This window comes from Algibacter sp. L3A6, assembly GCF_009796825.1.
In the GTDB taxonomy this organism is placed as follows: Bacteria; Bacteroidota; Bacteroidia; order Flavobacteriales; family Flavobacteriaceae; genus Algibacter.
This window is the reverse complement of sequence record NZ_CP047030.1, coordinates 1,645,311-1,665,402: the sequence shown is the minus strand read 5'-3', so window position 1 is coordinate 1,665,402 and position 20,092 is coordinate 1,645,311. Positions and strand designations below refer to the sequence as shown.

At 35.8% G+C, this 20,092-nt stretch carries 9 protein-coding genes; all 9 read right to left on the bottom strand.

The genetic code is table 11. The features are described from left to right. Nucleotides 1-22: 22 nt before the first annotated feature. Nucleotides 23-2,314: a beta-glucosidase BglX gene (bglX, locus tag GQR98_RS06915; protein WP_159018876.1), complete on the bottom strand. Its 2,292-nt coding sequence runs from the start codon at nucleotides 2,312-2,314 to the stop codon at nucleotides 23-25. 4 nt (nucleotides 2,315-2,318) lie between these two features. Beyond that, nucleotides 2,319-3,992 (bottom strand): family 16 glycosylhydrolase, encoded by a 1,674-nt coding sequence (locus tag GQR98_RS06910; RefSeq protein WP_159018875.1) that lies wholly within the window; start codon nucleotides 3,990-3,992, stop codon nucleotides 2,319-2,321. Between the two features lie 12 nt (nucleotides 3,993-4,004). Continuing rightward, nucleotides 4,005-6,098: a hypothetical protein gene (locus GQR98_RS06905; protein ID WP_159018874.1), complete on the bottom strand. Its 2,094-nt coding sequence runs from the start codon at nucleotides 6,096-6,098 to the stop codon at nucleotides 4,005-4,007. Nucleotides 6,099-6,110: 12 nt separating this feature from the next. Next, nucleotides 6,111-7,580 carry a RagB/SusD family nutrient uptake outer membrane protein gene (locus tag GQR98_RS06900; RefSeq protein ID WP_159018873.1) on the bottom strand — a complete coding sequence of 490 codons (1,470 nt, stop codon included), beginning with the start codon at nucleotides 7,578-7,580 and terminating at the stop codon, nucleotides 6,111-6,113. A gap of 12 nt (nucleotides 7,581-7,592) precedes the next feature. Next, nucleotides 7,593-10,607, bottom strand: coding sequence for a SusC/RagA family TonB-linked outer membrane protein (locus GQR98_RS06895; RefSeq protein WP_159018872.1), 3,015 nt, complete (start codon nucleotides 10,605-10,607; stop codon nucleotides 7,593-7,595). Nucleotides 10,608-11,249: 642 nt separating this feature from the next. After that, entirely contained in the window at nucleotides 11,250-14,363 is a 3,114-nt protein-coding gene (locus tag GQR98_RS06890) for a PKD domain-containing protein (protein WP_159018871.1), read from the bottom strand. A gap of 19 nt (nucleotides 14,364-14,382) precedes the next feature. Further along, a complete protein-coding gene (locus GQR98_RS06885; protein WP_159018870.1) occupies nucleotides 14,383-15,234 on the bottom strand; it encodes a family 16 glycosylhydrolase in 852 nt (283 codons plus the stop codon). 32 nt (nucleotides 15,235-15,266) lie between these two features. Then, nucleotides 15,267-16,679, bottom strand: coding sequence for an Ig-like domain-containing protein (locus tag GQR98_RS06880; RefSeq protein WP_159018869.1), 1,413 nt, complete (start codon nucleotides 16,677-16,679; stop codon nucleotides 15,267-15,269). Nucleotides 16,680-16,692: 13 nt separating this feature from the next. Then, complete coding sequence (locus GQR98_RS06875; protein WP_159018868.1) at nucleotides 16,693-19,827, bottom strand: glycoside hydrolase family 2 TIM barrel-domain containing protein; 3,135 nt, start codon at nucleotides 19,825-19,827, stop codon at nucleotides 16,693-16,695. Nucleotides 19,828-20,092: the final 265 nt, after the last annotated feature.

Genomic DNA, 20,092 nt, shown 5'->3' with positions numbered 1-20,092 from the left:
TATTAATCGAACTCTTCAATTTCTATAATTCAAATTTAGCTTCTAGCTCAGTAACTGAACTTCCACCAACAAAGACTTTAAAATCGCCCGATTCCACAATAAAATCACCACTATTATTATAAAACCCAAGTTCTTTTTCTGTTAATTGAAATGTTATCGTTTTAGCTTCGTTTGGCTCCAACTCAACCAATTCAAAACCTTTTAATTCTTTTACTGGGCGTGTTACGCTAGCAAATAAATCGCGAATGTATAATTGCGCAACTTCTTTACCTTTATACTTTCCAGTGTTTTTTAATTCAACTGAAACCTCAACATGGGTATCTGAAATTTTGTTCACTTTTAAATCACTATAAGAAAACGAGGTATAACTTAATCCGTGCCCAAAAGCATAAAGAGGCGTATTACTTTCGTCTATATAATGCGACCAAAACACGCTATTGGGCTCGTTTGCTGCTGGACGCCCTGTGTTTTTATAATTGTAATAAATAGGTACTTGTCCAACACTTCTAGGAAATGTCATAGGTAATTTACCACTCGGGTTATAATCACCATACAATACTTGCGCAATTGCATGACCACTTTGTGTACCCAATTGCCATCCTTCTACAATAGCAGGAATATGTGCGTCTGCCCAAGAAATAGTTAACGGCCTTCCATTGTTCAATACTAAAACAATATTTTTATTAACAGCGTAAACAGCTTCTAATAACTCTTGTTGAACGCCAGGTAGACCTATTTTAGATCGGCTTCGTGCTTCTCCACTCTGAAAACCGTGTTCACCTAACACCATTATTACAACATCGGCGTTTTCAGCTACTTTCTTAGCTTCTTCAAAACCACTTTTATCTTTGGTATTAATTTCTAATTCAAAAGGAAAAGAAGCCTCTCCAAGTGCCACATCGGCACCTTTTGCATATGTAACCTTGTTACCAGAATATTTAGCTAAACCTTCTAAAACAGAAACCGCTGTATTATCGTCTGCAGCAATTCTCCAACTTCCGAGCGGACTTGTTTTATCGTTAGCCAAAACACCAATAACAGCAATATTCTGTCCCTTCTTTTTTAAAGGCAATACGTTATTTTCGTTTTTAAGAAGTACAATAGATTTTTTTGCAACATCTAAAACGGCATCATTTATTTTCTGACTTCCAATGATATCTTTCTCCCTTTTTTCATCACAATATTTATAAGGATCATCAAAAAGTCCTAATTCAAACTTCACTTTCAAAATACGAGAAGCTGCATCATTAATTAGATCTTCATTAACTTTTCCTTCTTTCACCAAATTAGCCAACTCATTGACGTACGCATAAGATTCCATATCCATATCCGAACCCGCTTTTACTGAAAGTTCGGCAGCATGTTTTACATTTTCGGCATAACCATGGTTTATCATTTCAGACATAGAACCCCAATCGGATACTACAAATCCATCGAATTTCCATTTATCTTTTAAAACATCACGTTGTAAAAACGCATTTGCTGTAGCAGGAATTCCGTTTAATTCGTTAAAAGAGTTCATAAAAGTTTTTACGCCAGCATCTACGGTTGCTTTAAATGGTGGAAAAATAATATTATTTAAGGTTGAAGTTCCAACATCTACCGTATTATAATCTTTTCCTGATTCGGTAAACCCATAACCTGCCCAATGCTTTGCACAGGCTGCAATGGTATTTGGTTGAGTTAAATCTTCACCTTGAAAACCTTGTACTCTAGCTATCGCTATTTTAGACCCTAAATAAGTATCTTCTCCTGCACCTTCCATAACACGTCCCCAGCGAGCATCTCTAGAAATATCTACCATAGGAGCGAACGTCCAGTTAATACCAGCCGCGGAAGCTTCTAAAGCTGCAATTTCTGCCGATTTTTTAATAGCTTCTAAATCCCAACTCGCCGCTTCAGCTAATGGAATTGGACTTAACGTTTTATAACCGTGAATAACATCAAAACCAATAATTAAAGGAATACCCAAACGCGTTTCTTCAACCGCAATTTTTTGAACGGCACGCACCTCTTCTACTCCACGAACATTAAGCATAGAACCAACGTAGCCTTTTCTTAAATGTTCATATTTATGGGCCGCATCGCCAGAAGACGGTGTTGGACCGGTAACGTTCCAAAACCCGTTATACTGATTCATTTGCCCAATTTTTTCTTCCAAAGTCATTTTTGAAAGTAATTCAGCAACTTTTTGATCTACAGTGGTTTCTTTGCTTGTTAACTTTTGCGCCAAAGTTTTATTTTGACCAATGGCGCTACTCGACATAAAAACGACTGAAACTATCGTTAAAAAAACTAATTTATGTGCTCTCATATTATTATTCGTAAACTCTTACATAATCGATTTCCATTGTATCTTCAGTAAATGCCGGATCAATATCGCCACCTAATGTACCGCCCATAGCAACATTTAAGATTAAGAAGAAATCTTTATCATAAAATGGTAAATCGGCATTGTTATCCATGGCAACAACCACAACGTTATCTAATAAAACAGTGATTTTTGCCTCTGTCCACTCCAAAGTGTATAGATGAAATTCTGAAGACGCATTTTCTACAGAAATGGTTTCTCCATAACTCGCATTAGCATTTGTGCCTGTATCGAACCAATGGTATGTACCTAAAGATGTGTTTTTATCAGCACCAGTTTGTTCCATAATATCAATTTCTCCACACATTGGCCAACCAACTTCTGGAAAATTAGCACCTAACATCCAAATAGCAGGCCATGTACCTTGTGCTGCTGGAAGTTTAGCTTTTACCTCAACACGACCATATTTAAATTCGTATAAGTCGATAGATTTTAAACGTGCAGATGTGTAATCTGTACCATCTTTTTTGGCAGTAATTTTAAGCATACCATCTTCAACAATGACATTACTAGCATCTTCAGTATATGTTTGTACTTCTTGGTTTCCCCAGCCTCCTGCACCTAAATCGTAAGTCCAATTAGCAGCATTTGGCGCTCCATCAGTATCAAACTCATCAGACCATGCTAGTGTATTAAATTCCGATTCGAAATCGGCTTCTCCTTCTACCGGTTTACTAGATGTAAATACATGATACCATGCTTCACCACCACCTACTTGAATAATTCTAACACGTAACTCATCTTCACTTATAGAAATAATATCGTAAGTACTAGCACCAACATACCATCCCATAAAACCACCATCCGAAATTTCGAAAGTTGATTGTCTATAAGGCTCATCATTATAACTACCTTCTAAAGCTGCTTTTGATGTTGATGGTAAAAATGATACATTTTTGACACCAAACATAGTTGTTGCAACCGTTTCATCGTGACAAGTATCGCCATCTACCCCTAAATCATCGGCATAAGTTCCTGGCACAAAAGCAGGACCAACCGTTTGTTCGAAGGTTAAGCCATTTTCACCACGAGTAAACACAAATTCATTAGCGTACATACAATATTTCTCTTCATCCCAAGGCTGAATTGCATTCCACCAAGCTTCATAAGCAAACTCGCCATTTCCATAATCATCTTCAACTGGACCTAAACCAACATGAAGCGGAATATTTGCTGCCCAATACCAAGTTTTAGAATCGCCAACTAATTCACCTGCTAAAAAGTTTTCAGCTTCTACATCAGAGAATGAACTAAACACTTCAACTTCCATAGACGTACTAGACATTACACCTCCAGTACCAACAGCACTAGCTACAACCGTGTATGTATTTATACCTGTTTGTGTAAACCTGTGCACCGTTTCTCCAGATGGAGCAACGCCTGTTTTACCATCACCAAAATTAAATTGATATGTAATTTCGTTATCTGCAGTAGATGTAAAATTCACAATTCCGCTACCATCTCCGTAAGGATTATCGGCATCTTGCCCAACAATTTCAGCAGATATTGTTACCCCTGTTGGAGCTACAATATTACCTATCGCTGCATCGTCGTCTTGACAACTTGTAAAGAGAAATGTTAGCGACAGAATAAATCCTATATAATATTTTAAGTTTTTCATATATCTTAAGTTTTAAATTCTTTCCAGTTTAAATTGCCAAAATGTTCCTGATCCAGTACCTGTTTCAATACTTACACTTATTGTATTATTATCTATAAAAGATACATTGTATGTAACAAAATCTGGTGCATCTGCAGGATTAGAAAGTTCTCCTGTATTTGTTCCTTTAGGTAAACCAATATAAGCTCCTAAACCGTTTAAGGTTAAAACATTATTATCGTATATAAATGTTGCAGGATTTGAACCATCGTGAGGCGCAACAGGTGTTGCACAGCCATCGGCTCCATTTTGCCAACTCTCAACCCAAGTTTCTGAACCTAATACATTTTTAAAAGAACCATCAGCCCCAAAAATATAAGCATCATCATAATAACAAGCTCTGTCGGCAACACAAGCATCATCACAGTTCCACCAAGAAATATCGCCAACTGATGGACCAACACCTAAAGCACCAGCTTCTTGAGCCAATTGCCATGTTCCCGTTAATGGTGACGCTACAACACCTTCTCTAACTAAAGTAAATTGCCAAAATGTTCCAGAACCTGTTCCTGTCTCTATAACAACTGATATGGTGTTCGGATCTATAAATGTTGCACTATAAACAATTGATTCTGGCGCATCCGCAGGATTTGAAATCTCACCAGTATTTGTACCTTTTGGAAGCCCAATAAAAGCTCCAATACCATTAAGGGTAATTGTATTTTCATCTGCGTTATAAACATAAGTAGCAGCATTAGAACCATCATGTGGTGCAACCGGAGCAGCACAACCATCCGATCCGTTTTGCCAGCCTTCTACCCAAGTTTCTGAACCTAAAACGTTTTCAAATGAACCATCTTCATTAAACACATAAGTATCATCATAATAACATGCTCTTTCCGCAACGCAAGCGTCATCACAACTCCACCAAGAAATATCTCCTGCGGCTGGACCTACGCCTAAAGCGCCAGCTGTTGAAGCGACCTTCCATGTACCCACAATTCCTGTTTCAACATCCGAAGGTACTTTGTAGAAATATAGGTTATCTATAAAAATAGTACCCGCTCCTGAATTTACACCTTCAAATTTAAATTGAATAATATTTGAAAAATCGACTGCTGGATTTTGATCTGTAAAGGTAGATAATGGAATATCAAAAGAAGTCCATTGATCCTGATTCAACTCCAAAGTCACAGCAGTTTCATTAGGCCCTGCGCTAATAGGTGACATTTTAGCATCAAAATCTGCATTTGCTGTCCAAACATCTACATGTATAAATTCCATTGCAGAAGCATCTAAAGGCACACTGCTAAAATCAATTCCTTGGTAAGTAATATCTCCGTATTGAATAATGTTATCACCACCTACTTCAATTTGTGTGTACGTTGTAGTTTGCCCCCAATTAGGATAATAATCTATTGGACTAGGATCTGTATAAGAATCACTAAAAACTGAAAGAACATCGGCTTCTGATCTAATTGGCGTTGGAGCACCTTCTAAAGGCTGTAATATTGCTGTAACCACAAACTCTTCGCTATATTCTGTAGTTTCAATAGCCGCACTTTTTGCAACAACTTTAATAGTATAAGTTCCTGCCTCTGCGTATTGATATGAAATGGTTTCTTCTAAATTTAAAGTCATTGGAGTTTCATCTGTAGACTCTCCAAAATAAACTTCGTACATGGTAGCAAAATCTGCTACAGCAGAAAGGTTTACTTGTTTAGAAATAGCCGCATCGTTTTCAATAGTTACTACTAAATTTTCTGGAGCCTTAAAAGACACCACAACACTTTGTGTAACAATTGTAGTTAATCCGTTTAGACTTACTGCTGTAATTGTAGCCTCGTAAGTTCCTTCTTCGTAAACGTGTTCGATACCATTTCCTGGTGTAATTTCAGTTACTTCTTCCGAACCATCGCCAAAATTAACGTTATAACTTACAGCTCCTTCCGCCAATGGCGTAATAGTTACCATACCCGTGTTATCTTGTGTTACGCTTACTGCTGCCGTAACGTTTGTTGGAGCGGTGATTTTATCGGCATAATCTAAATTATCATCTTCTGCACAACTAATAGCTACTAGTGTAAAAAGACATAAACTGAATGCATATTTTATAAATCTCATCATGTTCTGTTTTTATTAATAATTATCGTTTTGTGCCCAGTTTCCGTTTGAAAATTGGATTTCTTCAATAGGAATAGGAAATACTTCGTTTTTACCTGCCGTAAATCCGTCGATTTCTGCACCTCTACCTGTACGCACTAAATCGAAAAAGCGATGACCTTCGCCTACTAATTCTACACGACGTTCATGAGCAATAGCATCGGTAAGTGTTGCTCCCGTAGATGTTACATCATTTGCTGTTCCAAACGCTCTTTCACGCACACGGTTTAAATAACCTTGTGCCTTACTATCACTAATTTCTCCACGATTATAAGCCTCAGCAGCCATTAATAGCACATCTGCAAAACGAATAGCACGATAATTATTTGGATTTGTTAAGTTTTGATCGCCCGTGTTTAAATCTCCTTTACGTGCAATATATTTTCTGTTGAAATATCCAGTATGTTCGTTTCCTTCCCCATAAGTTGCACTATTTGCTGTTGCCCAAGCTTCTATATCTAAAATAGCTACATCTTTACGTAAATCTCCAGCTTCAAACTCGTCTACAACTTCTTGTGTTGGCACGTTAAAACTAAATCCAGAATCGAAAGTTGGTCCGGTGTAATTTCTAATACCATTAAATCCAACAGCTACATTACCTTCACTACATTGTAAACACTCAAAACCAGCTCCTTCAGCATCGGAATATTGAACCTCAAAAACAGATTCTATATTATTCTCTCCATCGGTTTCGAAAATTGTATCATAATCGCTAACTAAATCATAAGGACCTTCTGTAATTAATTGATCTAAAACTGTTGTAGCCTCAGTAAATTTATTTTGGTATAAATACGCTTTACCTAACAAAGCTTGTGCAGAACCTTTTGTTGCTCTACCTACTTGTGGAGCTGTATAGTTTAAATTATCTACGGCATATTTTAAATCGGCTTCAATTAAAGCATAGACATCTGCAGCTGGCGAACGTGGAACACTTGTTTCATCACCTAAAACAAAACGTGTTTCTTTTAACGGCACATCACCAAACCATTTTATTAATTCGAAATAATAGTAAGCCCTTAAAAAGTGAGCTTCACCTAAAATAATTTCTTTGCCTTCAAAATCTGTTTTATCTTGAAACTCCAAAATAAAGTTAGCACGGTTTACACCTGCGTACATCCATTCCCAAAGCTTTTTTAATTCCGCATTAACTGGCGTATGTATCATATCATCAATTTGCTGCCAAGCCATAACATCAGTTGCACTTTCTCCACCACAAAGGGTATTATCTGAGGCTATTTCACCTAAAATAACATTTAAGTAAGTAGACTGCATTAAATCGTAAGCACCAACGAGGGCGTTGTAATAATCGGTCTCGGAGTTGAAATAGCTTTCAGAATCTATACTGTATCTATCAACTTCTTCTAAGTAAGAATCTCCACAAGAATTAGCGCCTAGCACTAAAACCAACAAGAAGAATCCTTTAAGTTTATTTATATATTTTTTCATCTTTTAAATATTTTATATAGATAGGTTTAAGCCTAAAATGAATTGTCTTGAAATTGGGTAGAAACCATAATCGATACCACCACCAATAGCGTCGCCATTAGTTGCAGCAGGATCGTAACCACGGTATTTAGTTAACGTAAAAGCGTTGTTTACTTTAGTATAAATACGAAATTTGCTAATCCCTAATTTATCGATAACATCTTGTGGTAACGAGTAGCCTAATTGTATATTTTGCATTCTTAAGAATGAAGAATCTTCCACATAGAAATCTGAGAACAATTTATTAGTTGTTGCCCCAGTAGTAGCTCTTGGCACAGAATTACTTGTTCCTTCACCAGTCCAGCGGTCTAAATATAAACTTAAGCGGTTTACGTTAGGTTGGTCACGCTCGTAGTTACGTACTGTTTCCTTACCTAGCTCAGCATACATATATGCACTGAAATCGAAATTTTTATAGTTGAAATTAAAATTTAAACCCATAATATAATCTGCTTGAGGCTTACCGATATAAGTTCTATCGTCTATTGTAATTTCTCCATCTTCATTAACATCCACAAAACGAATATCTCCTGGAGCAGCTGCAGACCCTAAACCAACTTGCGAAGGTGCCGCATCTACTTCTGCTTGATTTTGGAAAATACCATCAGATTTAAGCCCGTAGAAATAACCTATTGGTTGCCCTACTTCCATTCTAGAAATAGCTGGTTGTCCTACACTAAAAGAACCACCTTCGGATACAACACCGTTACTAACTGCTGTTACTTCTCCATTAATTTTAGTAACGTTATAGCTTACACCATATGAAAAATCATCAGATACAGATTCTTTATAGTTTAAAAATAACTCAACACCTCTATTACGTGTTGTACCAGCATTAACTGTTGGCAAACCTGCTCCTGGCGCACCTCCTCCTAAAATTCCTGAAATAGGGAAGTTTTCTATTAATAAATCATTTCTGTCTTCAATAAAATAATCGGCTACAACTTCAAGCTTGTTATTAAACAAATTCATATCTAAACCAATATCCAGTTTCTCTGCAGTTTCCCAAGATGCTTCTGGATTAGGTATTCTACCATTAGCCGTACCCGTTACTAATGTTCCATCCAGAACATAAGTAGCCTCACCACTTAATAAAGCACGGTATAAATCGTCTCCAACATTATTACCTAATGTACCGTAACTTGCTCTAAGTTTTAAGAAGTTTATTACGTTAGAATCTTTTAAGAAGTCTTCATCAGAAATTTTCCAACCACCAGTAGCCGAGTAGAAATAATCAATTCTGTTTTCTGGTGAAAAATCTGAAGAACCATCACGACGTACCATAGCAGATAGCAAATATTTAGAATCATAATCGTACTGCAATCTTCCGAAGTAAGATGATAAACGTGAATCGTAAATATAAGAGCTTGTAGATTTTGCTTCACTTAAACCATTGGCCAAAGAAATATCGGCAAATTCCCAAGAATTGTTTGGAACATCGAAACCTGTACCTTGCAAATTATCGCCCCAAGAACGTTGCGCACTAGTACCTAATGTAAAGGTTGTATTATGCTTTTCGTTAAATACTTTATTATAGGTAGCAAAAGTATCCCAAGTATAAGAGTTGTTGGTGTTTTGAGTTTGTATTACACTACTTCTGTCGTTATTAAAAACTTTACCAGAACCATAACCTACAATTGGAAAAAACTCCTTTTTGTTATCATTATAAGATTTTAAACCAATACGAGATGTTACTTTAAAACCTTCGAAAGCTTCATATTCTAACTGAAATGTACCCTCAATAGAATTTCCAGAATACTTATTAAAAGTATTTGATATTTGAGAAATTGGATTCACAACCTCATTCCCTAAAAACCCAGATGTATCTTGTTGATCTAAACTATATGTCGGCGCATAATTAAGAGCGTTGAATAGAGGTGTACCCAAAGCGTTTTCGCCAATTGTTTTTCTGTTGTTATTGAAATAGTTAGCCGATGTGGTGAATTTCAATTTTTCAGTAATATCGAATCCTAATTTAATTTTAGCATTTGCACGACTAAAATTTGATTTATCGCTAGCAATAATACCATCTTGTTCTAAAACAGAACCACCAAAATAATATGTACTCTTTTCTCCTCCACCCGTAACAGATAAATTATGACTTGTTATTGGTGCTTGATCAAAAAGCTCACTTTGCCAGTTAATACCTGTACCTAAACCACTAATATTTGGATAAGGCAATGCTTGGCCATTGGCTGCATAACTTTCGTTTAAAATTAAAGCATATTCTGTAGCGTTTAAATAAGGTAATTCACGCGTGGTTTCTTGAATTCCTGTGTAACCATTATAGCTAATTTTAGCTGCAGAGTTTTTCTTTCCTTGTTTTGTAGTTACTAAAACCACCCCATTTGCTCCCTGAATACCATAAATGGCAGCTTGGGCATCTTTTAAAATAGAGAACGTTTCAATATCACTTGGGTTAATAGAGTTTAAATCTCCCTTATAACCATCAATAATAACTAAAGGACCATTATCTCCGTTAGAACTTACACCACGAATTAAAATATTAAAATTTCCACCTGGTGAGCCTGAAGGTGATGTTACCGAAACCCCAGCCGAAGTACCTTGTAAAGCTTGTGCAGCATCTACTGGGCGTAAATCTTCTAAAGTGGCAGCGCTTACAATAGAAACCGCTCCCGTTACATCTTTCTTTTTCTGCGTACCATAACCCACAACAACTACCTCATCTAGTTGTGCTAAATCTTCTTTTAATTGAATGGTTAAACTTTTGTTGCTTGTAATTACTAGTTCCTGCGTTATATATCCTATATAACTAACTGAAATAGTTGCTCCGTTTTTCACTCCTGATAATACGAAGTTACCATCAAAATCTGTTGTAGTTCCTTTAGTGGAATTATTAACAATGATGTTCGCTCCAGGAATTGGAAATCCAGATCCGTCCTGTACATTTCCGCTTATATCTATATTCTGTGCACCTGAGTATGCCATGAAGAATAAAGCTAAAATTTTGAATAGCGTGTGTCTCATAAATTTGTTTAGTTTTTGTTTATCATAAAGTTAAGTTAACAAATTAACATATTAATAAAAATCACCTCAACAAAAAACATACATCATAAAAAAAGGTGGTTAATTTTACTAAATCACCAATAAACACAAGCTTTTAAAGTTCAACCTCTCTTTTGATATAAACTGTTAAAACCATGCTAAATTCAACGATGTTGTGGTAATGTATAGGCGATAAACTAAAATGTTGTGCTATTTTGAGAATAAAAAAATGGGATTCACCCCTAATTTAGCCCCCAAACATATTTCCTCCCAAAAGGATGTAGCATTTGATCTTGATCTTGCACAAATAAAAAACCGCCACAAGTTGTATGAATTAAAGCTTGAAACCGTTAAAATGATTATGCCTAGCCATAATAACTCATAAGGATTTGACACACAATACTTAACACACCACCTACCATGAACAAACTAATTCACTCTCTTATTACAGTACAAATTCTTGCAAATTAACCAACCTAATTATGCTTTACTCTTTATTAAGCAAAGTAACACACTAAAAAATTAAAGCATTGCTCTAACCTAAAACAAAAAGGGCTGAGAAAATATTTTCTCAACCCTTTACTCTAAAAACTACTACTCTAAACTAACTATCCCTATTTAAATTTAATTAAATGTAATATTATCAAAATACACCACGTTATCTGAAGCTCTACCATCTATAAAATCTGGAAAAACAATAACTTGATCTACATTAGTTGTTCCATCTTGACCTATTATACCAAGAAGATGACTGAAATCGAATGTTAACTCTTCCCATTCATTAATTTTCGTATTAGCTACTTTCACTTCGGGTTGAGCCCCTCCATTTGCACTAGCCAATTTAATTCCAACATCGCTAATCACGGTTTTGTATACCATAATTTTAATAGTCGTATTAGAAGCAGAAACGGTCCAAGTAATACCCATTTCACCATGTGCTATTTCAGTTCCAACCCATGGTGCTCCTGCTTGTAATGCAGTAATCTTAGCTACCGTTGAAGATGTATTTATTCCTGACGCACTTGGATTGGTTACAAATTCTAATGGTGAATTCCCTACGTTTTCAAAAACATTCCATGTCCAGCCTGCACCAAACCCAGATGGTTCAAAATCAATAGGAAGTGTCAAGTTATAATCCCCACTATTACCACCTGATGCTTGTAGCGTAAAAGTAACAGTATAAGTAGATGTTGTTACCCCATCTTCTGCTGTTACAACTATGGTAGTTTCACCTGGAAGTGATCCCGCTGGAGTTATTACAGAACTGGCAGCTCCTTGAGTTTCGGTTACTGTTACCGTTGGAACTGTTGTTGTTCCTTCAGGTAAAGTTACAGAATAGCTTAATGTATCCGGATTGAAACCTGAAATGCTATTACCATCAACCTTCAAGTCTGATAGAGTCGCATCCTGTTCTGTTGAAACTTCGAATTTATTGAACGTAATATTATCAAAATAAGTTACTACATCTGAAGATCTTCCGTCAGTAAATTCTGGAAATACAATAATTTGATCAATATTAGTAGAACCATCAAGTCCATTACCAATTCTACTACTAAAATCGAATGTTAATTCTTCCCATTCGTTAATTTTAGTATTAGCAACCTTTATCTCTCCTTGCGCACCTCCTGCAGCATTTGCCAACTTAATACCAACATCGCTAATTACCGTTTTATATACCATAATTTTGATTACTGCATTTGAAGCTGAAAGATCCCATGTAATTCCCATTTCTCCGTGTACTGTTTCAGCACCTACCCATGGAGCGCCTGCTTGTCTTGCTGTTATTTTAGCAACTTGAGCAGATGTGTTTATGCCTGACGCACTTGGATTAGCAACAAATTCTACTGGTGGATTGTCTTCATTCTCAAAAACATTCCAAGACCAATTAGCTCCAAACCCTGTAGACTCAAAATCGATAGGTTTATCAAGGCTATATGCTCCAGTACTCCCACCACCACTAGTTCTTTCATAAAGTTTTAGATCATCGAAATAATACGTATTCGTATTTGCTTCTGCTAAATCAAAGATTAAAACAATTCTATCATATTTATTATCATTATTACTAGTGAATGCGAAAGTCAACTCTTCCCATTCATTTGTTTTAGTAGTTGCTAAATCTATTTCGGTATTTACCGATGGATCAGCAATGGATTCAAGCTTTAATAATACAGTATAACCCGGCTGAGCCGAATACACTTTAACTTTTAATCCTGCATTTGAGCTTAAATCTAATTTAGCATCTAAATCTATTTGGTTATTATCCCAAGGATTAGTTCCACTTTTTGTGATTTGAGCCACTTTACAAGAACTATTTACACTATTATCAGAATCTGGGTTGTCCGCCCAAACAAACGTTGCATTGTCATTTGTAATACTAGAAGTAAGGTCAGACATAAAAGTCATATTTAAACCCGCAGCTGTATTATTTTCTGTAGATTCTTCAACACAAGCATTTCCTACTGAACCTGTACCATAAAGCATTAAATCATCGAAATAATAAGTATCTGTATTTCCTGCATTAAGATCAAAGAAAATAACAATCTTATCAAACTTTTCACTTTCCGTACTTGCAAATGGAAATTCTATTTCTTCCCATTCATTAGTTTTTGTAGTTGCAACCTCTAATTCAGTGTTATTTTCTGGAGCACCGTTTTCTTCAAGTTTCACTCTTACTGTGAAGCCTGGCACAGCCGAATAAACCTTCATTTTTAAACCTGCGTTTGCAACAAAATCTAATTTAGCATCTAAACTGATTTGAGTATTATCCCAAGGATTGCTTCCTAACTTCGTTATTTTAGCAACTTTACAAGACATATTTAAATCATTATCAAAATCAGGATTAGCTGCCCATTCGAAAGAAGTACCATCTGCAACAACACTCGCTGTAGGATCTGACATGAACGTCATGTTTAAATCCACTGCGCTGTTAGACTCTTCAGTTTCCGCAGTACATGGTGCTGGAGGCGTTTCTATTTGCATAACATCATCCATATAGAATGTACCCAAAGTTTTCCCTGGACCATCCACAAATAATGTTAATCTTGAATATTTATCTGAAGGATTAAAACTAAATAACAATGTTTCCCATCCAGTACCTGTATGACTCACTGCAACTTCAGTATCTGCACCTGTACCTTCTTCAAGTTTCATTAAAACAGTTGTAGCCGCATCTGCCCAAAAATTCATACTTACAGTTTTTTCTGTTGCCAAATCTATATCAATTCCAAGATCGAAGTTAACACCCTCATACTCGGCTCCACTATTAGTAATAGCACCTACATTAGAAGCTACATTGTTTACTCCTGATACATCTGGATTCTCAACAATTTCAAAAGTAGCACCGTTAAAAACGGCCGCATTATATACTACATCTGCATTATCAAAATTAATTGGCAACCCCAGTTTTTCTGGTATTGTAAATGTTATTTCACTCTCGAAAGTATCTGTTGCTCCTGCAACATTTTTAGACTCTAACACAACCGTATACGTTCCGCTTTTATCATATGTATTTATTGGGTTTTTTTCCGTAGATGTGTTTTCATCTCCAAAAGACCACTCGTAACTACTCGCGTTTTCAGAAATATTTATAAAAACAACTGTTCCCGTTTCTAAATTAATGGTATAAGTAAATCCTGCTATAATTTGAGGATAATTATCATCGTCGTTGTTACACCCCACAAAGGATAACACTAAAAGCAAAATCGAAATTTGCTTTATATTTTTAATTAGTTGTTTCATAATCTTTAATATTTTCAGTTTAGTCAATTAAATTATTTTTATACACTCTTACATAATCTACAAGCATGGTTTGAGGAAAAACAGTTTCTCCATTTGGCGCACCTACATAATCTCCTCCAACAGCCATATTGATTATTATAAAGAAGGGATGATCGTAAACCCATTCTCCAGTAACATCATCTGGTGTTATTTGGTTGTACAAAAAACCATCTACGTAATAGTTAATATATTCTGGTCCCCATTCAATCCCAAATATGTGAAATCCTGTATCGAACCTATCATTTGTTAATTCATAACTTTTCGATATAGATTCTCCTGCCGAATATCCTGGACCGTGCACTGTACCATTAATTAAAGTTGGTTCTTGCCCACGGTTTTCCATAATATCAATTTCACCACATTGTGGCCAACCAACCTCATCAATATCTGCTCCTAATAACCAAAATGCCGGCCAAATACCTTGACCATACGGCAACCTAATACGCGCTTCAAAACGCCCATAAGCTTGCTCAAACTTTCCTTTTGTTATTATTCTAGCAGAAGTATAATCAGAACCTTGAAATGACTCTTTGTTAGCCGTCATTATCAATATTCCATTTTGAACAACAGCATTTTCTGTACGGTTTGTATAATATTGAAGCTCGTTATTTCCCCAGCCGTTTTCTCCATTTCCTATATTGAAATCCCAAATAGAACTATCCAAAGCACCATTTGTATCAAACTCATCTTGCATCACTAAATCTGTAAACTTTGCAACAGTTTGAGTCTCATCTGTAGCGCAACTCGTTATCCCAAAAATTGGCAATACGAACAAGGAAATTTTAAGCAGTGTCGCTTTAATTCGTTTTTTATATTTATTTATTTTATTCATCTTTTCGTGTTTTTATTTTTAGAAGCAACTTTTTAGTTATGGAAATAAATATTATCTAAATAGAAACTCTCTATTGATGATGTTGTTGGGTTATTTATATTTTCATAAATAATAAGACCAATATTGTTCTTATTTGCTAAGGTTACAGGTATTTCTAATGTAGCCCAAGTATATGCAGTAAAATCAGATGCATAAAAAAACACTTGTTGCGTTGTATCGTCATCACCACCATCAACAGCATCTGCACCAAAATCTTTTATTGTAATTAAAAAATCTAAATCTGATGGAATTTCAGCAGGTATATACATATTAAGATGTAAAGTAGATTTTTCAGTCACATCTACGGTTGGATTAGCAAACTGGGTCCCAACAAAATTAAAATTGGTGTAGTACAATATATTATCTCCGTTAAGAAATAAATCGGCTGATTGAGTTGTTTGATAAGGCTCCCAATATCCGTTATAAAAATCTACAGGCACATTGGTGTAAGCATCACTAAATATTGAGGTAACTTGACCTGACGCCAATGTTGGGGTTGGAGCAAAATCAAATCCTCCAATAGTCTCTATAGTAAGTGACCCTTGTGCTTTTTCGCTACCTAACATAGCTGTTATAGTAGCTGTGCCATCTCCAACAATAGAAACTACACCTAACTCGCTCACTCTTGCAACTTCAATATCCGATGAAATAAACGTAAAATAAGATGGCGCCGCAGTAACTGTTTGATTTACACCCGTCGATAAATTATATGTTTGGGTAAGCCCACGATCTACCAGGTTTATAGTACTTCCAGAAAACACTTGTTCCACTACATCTTCTCCATTTAATATCGCTGGCTGTGGTTGTGCTATAGTCCCTAATTTTTCGAATTGCAATTCATCTATCCAAAAAACATAGCCACCTTCATCGTCTGCATTTTCCGCACCTTCAGCATAATAAAACATGCCAATTTCTTCAATTAATTTTGTAGCATCTGGAATAGCTATGGCATACTTTGTCCACTTTGTTGATATCTCTAAATTACTTAAAGACACCTGAAACTTACTACCATCTCCATCAATACCAAAACCAATTTGGTTTATATCGGCGCCTTGCGAAGCTTTAGCCCAAAACGTTAAAGCATCATAACTTGTTAAATCTCGCGGACTAATACTTGGGAAAGTAGCTCCGCCATAACCGACACCAAATGCAGGAATATCAAAACGCATAGAGGCATCTCCTCTATAAGTTTCATTTTGTTCTACTGAAAACGCTTCTTCAAAAGATCCTCCGAAAGGAAAATAATCCAACCCGCCAACAAATCCATCAATAAAAACTTCGCCTGTAGCGGCGTGTGTAGCAAATTCTACTGCATCAGAAGCTTCTCTTTCACAGCTTGCTAGAGTAACAAAAATTAAACCTAATAGGAAGGTGATTTTTGAAGATATAAATTTTATATTTTTCATTTTTCTATCTTTTTTATTTTCCAATATTGATGTGTATGTAGGTTCTAATTTCCCACTCGTTTCCATTTCCAAAACCAACAGGACTTATTACTGGTGCTGTAGCAAACTCTGTAGTTGTATTTGGGCTATATCTTGGAGAATATTGATCTAAAGAACGCCACGTTCCTCTAATTCCAATTTTAGTATCGGGTAAAATAAACCAATCGGGTTTACCTAAGGTTGTAGATAAATCTAGCATTAATTGTACAGGATATGTTAAGTTAAAATCACGATGATAATCAAATGGCCCCCAATCATTAATTTTAAAAGAATGCACTAGCTTTAATTTATTATATATAAGTCTAATATCACCTCCTACACGTTGAATCATCCGCTCATCACTACCATTAGCTTGACCATTACCTGCGTAAAAATTAGCAATTACACCTAAATCTGGATGCACTTTAGAAACAATTCTAGAATGCGCCTCCCAAAGATCTTCTGCAGGTGCAGAATTTGGAAAAGCAAAAGATGTTCTGTTACCTAAAAACCCTACAGCAGCATCTTGAGCCGTTGGAAGATGGCGGTATACAAAACCAAAATTCATAGCAAATTTGGCATCTTCCGACCTATCGTTATCCCAATCGTACATCCATGTTCCCGGAGTTGGATCGAATGAAAACAAAAGCTCTCCTGCCGTAGCTTCTCTATTTGCGCGAACTGCAAATGGATCGTCCTGAATATTTCTAAGTCTTCCAGGCGCTTGCACATCGTTAGGCATAGCATCTACAATTGGCTTTTGCCATAAGAAATTTGGTGCTATTTGAAAATCACCAAAAGTATAAGTAAATCCAGAAAGGAAATTAGTTTGATTGCCACTACCAGAATCCTTTAATCTCCAACCTGTAAACGTTTTTGTTTGATCGGCACCACCATTTGCAACTAAGCCCATGGCTGCTCCTTGAGCGTACCAGTTAATAGCTCCTTTTTGATAAGTTATTTTGGCTTTTGCTCCCCAGTTATCTTCATTATTTATTTCATCGTTGTAAACAATATAACTTCCAGGTTCTCCTTCTACAAGCTGAAATTGCCTTCCATTTAATGGCTGACCACCCCAAATACCACCTATTTCGAAACCAAGATTTCCAAATTGCCTTTTAGCATGAAGTGTAACACGACGTGTTTTAGGTAATGGAATTGCAATAGAGGTTACCGCTTCACCTATATCATCAATATCTTCGTGATAAACCGCAGTAACATCAAACTTGCCTATTTTGCGTGTGTATTTTAATAATACAGCCGGATTTGCACCCCACCATAATTGTGGACCAAAGGCAGCCTTTAATCCTTTTAAACCACGTTTCCCATCAATTTCAAAACCAGAAGTTTCACCATTATAAATATCTAAATTTTCACCATAATTGGCTTCTGGATAAAGATTGAAAAAATCACCTTCATAAGCCCAGTGATAATGGCCGGTACGATAAAAACCACGAACATCAAAATCTTTAGCCGTCCAGGTATAACTTGCATTGTAAATTTGAACACGATTAGGATTGGTGATAGTAACATCTCCATCATCTGAATTTACAGTTACTGGTCTCCCTCTATTTTCATAAAAAATTTCATCAATAGGGTTGGCTGCTACATTACCTAAAATACTAACATTAACTTCTGCTTTCATATTTGGTGCAGGATTACCCTCTACACCAATATAGTAAGATTGCATATGGTCGAAACCCAACTCGTTTGGATAAGTATTCGAGTCTGCATCGGCAGTATTTGGAGTTGTAATTAAACTTCCTCCGGTATTAAAAGTTGTAAACTCGGCTCTCATATTACTAATTCTAATCTTATCAGAACCATTTCCTTTTAATGCTGCCTTGTCGCCTCTAGCACGTAAAACAGCGTCCATTAATGAAATGTTTTTAAAATGATTACTAACAAAAGCTACATCTACACCAGACATGTAAGGATTTAACTGATGTGCTTCTTTTAAAGCATAATAAGCTGCACGCGGATACAAATCGTATAGTCCTCTAGAGTTTGTTGGTCCTTTGGCACAAATACCAAACCACTCCTCATTCATATTATTATTACTTCCTTCTAAATCGAGCGCATAACCACCATTAGACCAAGAAGCATTATTATCATGCACATCTAAATTTGTAGTTTGACCATATTTCCACCATCCATCACTAAATTGAAAAGTAAAACCTCCAATAGAATTATTTGCTTTTCCTAAACCTGCAGCATTTTGGTAAATATCTTTCCAGTTTTCTACCATATAATAAGCCTGAGACTTTTGATCTTCTTGATTTTCTATGGCATTAAAAGCATCGGCTCCAAACTCGGTAAAGAGAATAGGTTTGTTTAGTTTTTCTTTTACAACATCAAAAGCATCTCCAAAAGATGCACCACGATACATATTAGTTCCTAGAATATCTATATCTTTACATTCTTCAGCAATAATATCTATAAACAAAAGATCTCCATTGCAAATAGCGATTGGTAATGAAGTATTAATAGATTTCATTTTAATGGCCGCCTCATTCATTAGTTTGTACATTGCTCTACCGCGCGTATCACCAATAAATCTCTTTTTCTCATCATCGTCCGGGAAGTCCTCAGTTTCTGCTCCTGCCCAAAACAAACCATAATTATTTTCATTTCCTAAAAGGAATAACAACAAACCTGGTGTATTCTTATAGGTTTGCGCCATTGCCGAAACTTCGGTCAATAAAACTTCTTGAGCATCTTTATGACTATAATCTGTTACAGCAACCCATGCTCCATTTAAATTTAACCCGTAACGCCCAAAAGAATGATTAAGCATAGTATAAATGCCGTAATTATCATAAATATATTTAATCCATTTTGGTTGTACACCTGTATATTGTCTAATAACATTTACACCCATGTTTTTAAGCAGTCCCATCTCTGAATCTAACGCAGCTTTAATAACGTCGTCAGATTGTTTCCATAGGCTATAGGAATAATTGGTACCGATTGGAAAGTAATCCCAATTCATCCCATTAATCATCAATTTCTCTCCATTAACGGAAAGAAACAAGCCTTCATTATTACTCTCAATCAACACCTTATCTGCTTGTGCAAAGAGTGAAGTTGAAAATAAAATCAAGACTAATTTTAAAAAGTTTTTTTTCATAACATTAATACTTTAGTTGTCTTAGTTAATAGCTGTTGAGTAATATTTACCACACAAAATGCAGCGGTTATGTAAAATTAACCCATAAGTGTGTTAAATTAACCCCCGTTTACCTCAACAAAAAACATACAACATAAAAACAAAAGGTAATATTACCTAAACCCTTAAACACACTAGGGTTTAGAGAGCTAATTTTTTCCTGATGAAATATGTTAAAATTTATTTAAATTATTAATTGTAGTGGTGCTGTATGGGTATACCAGCG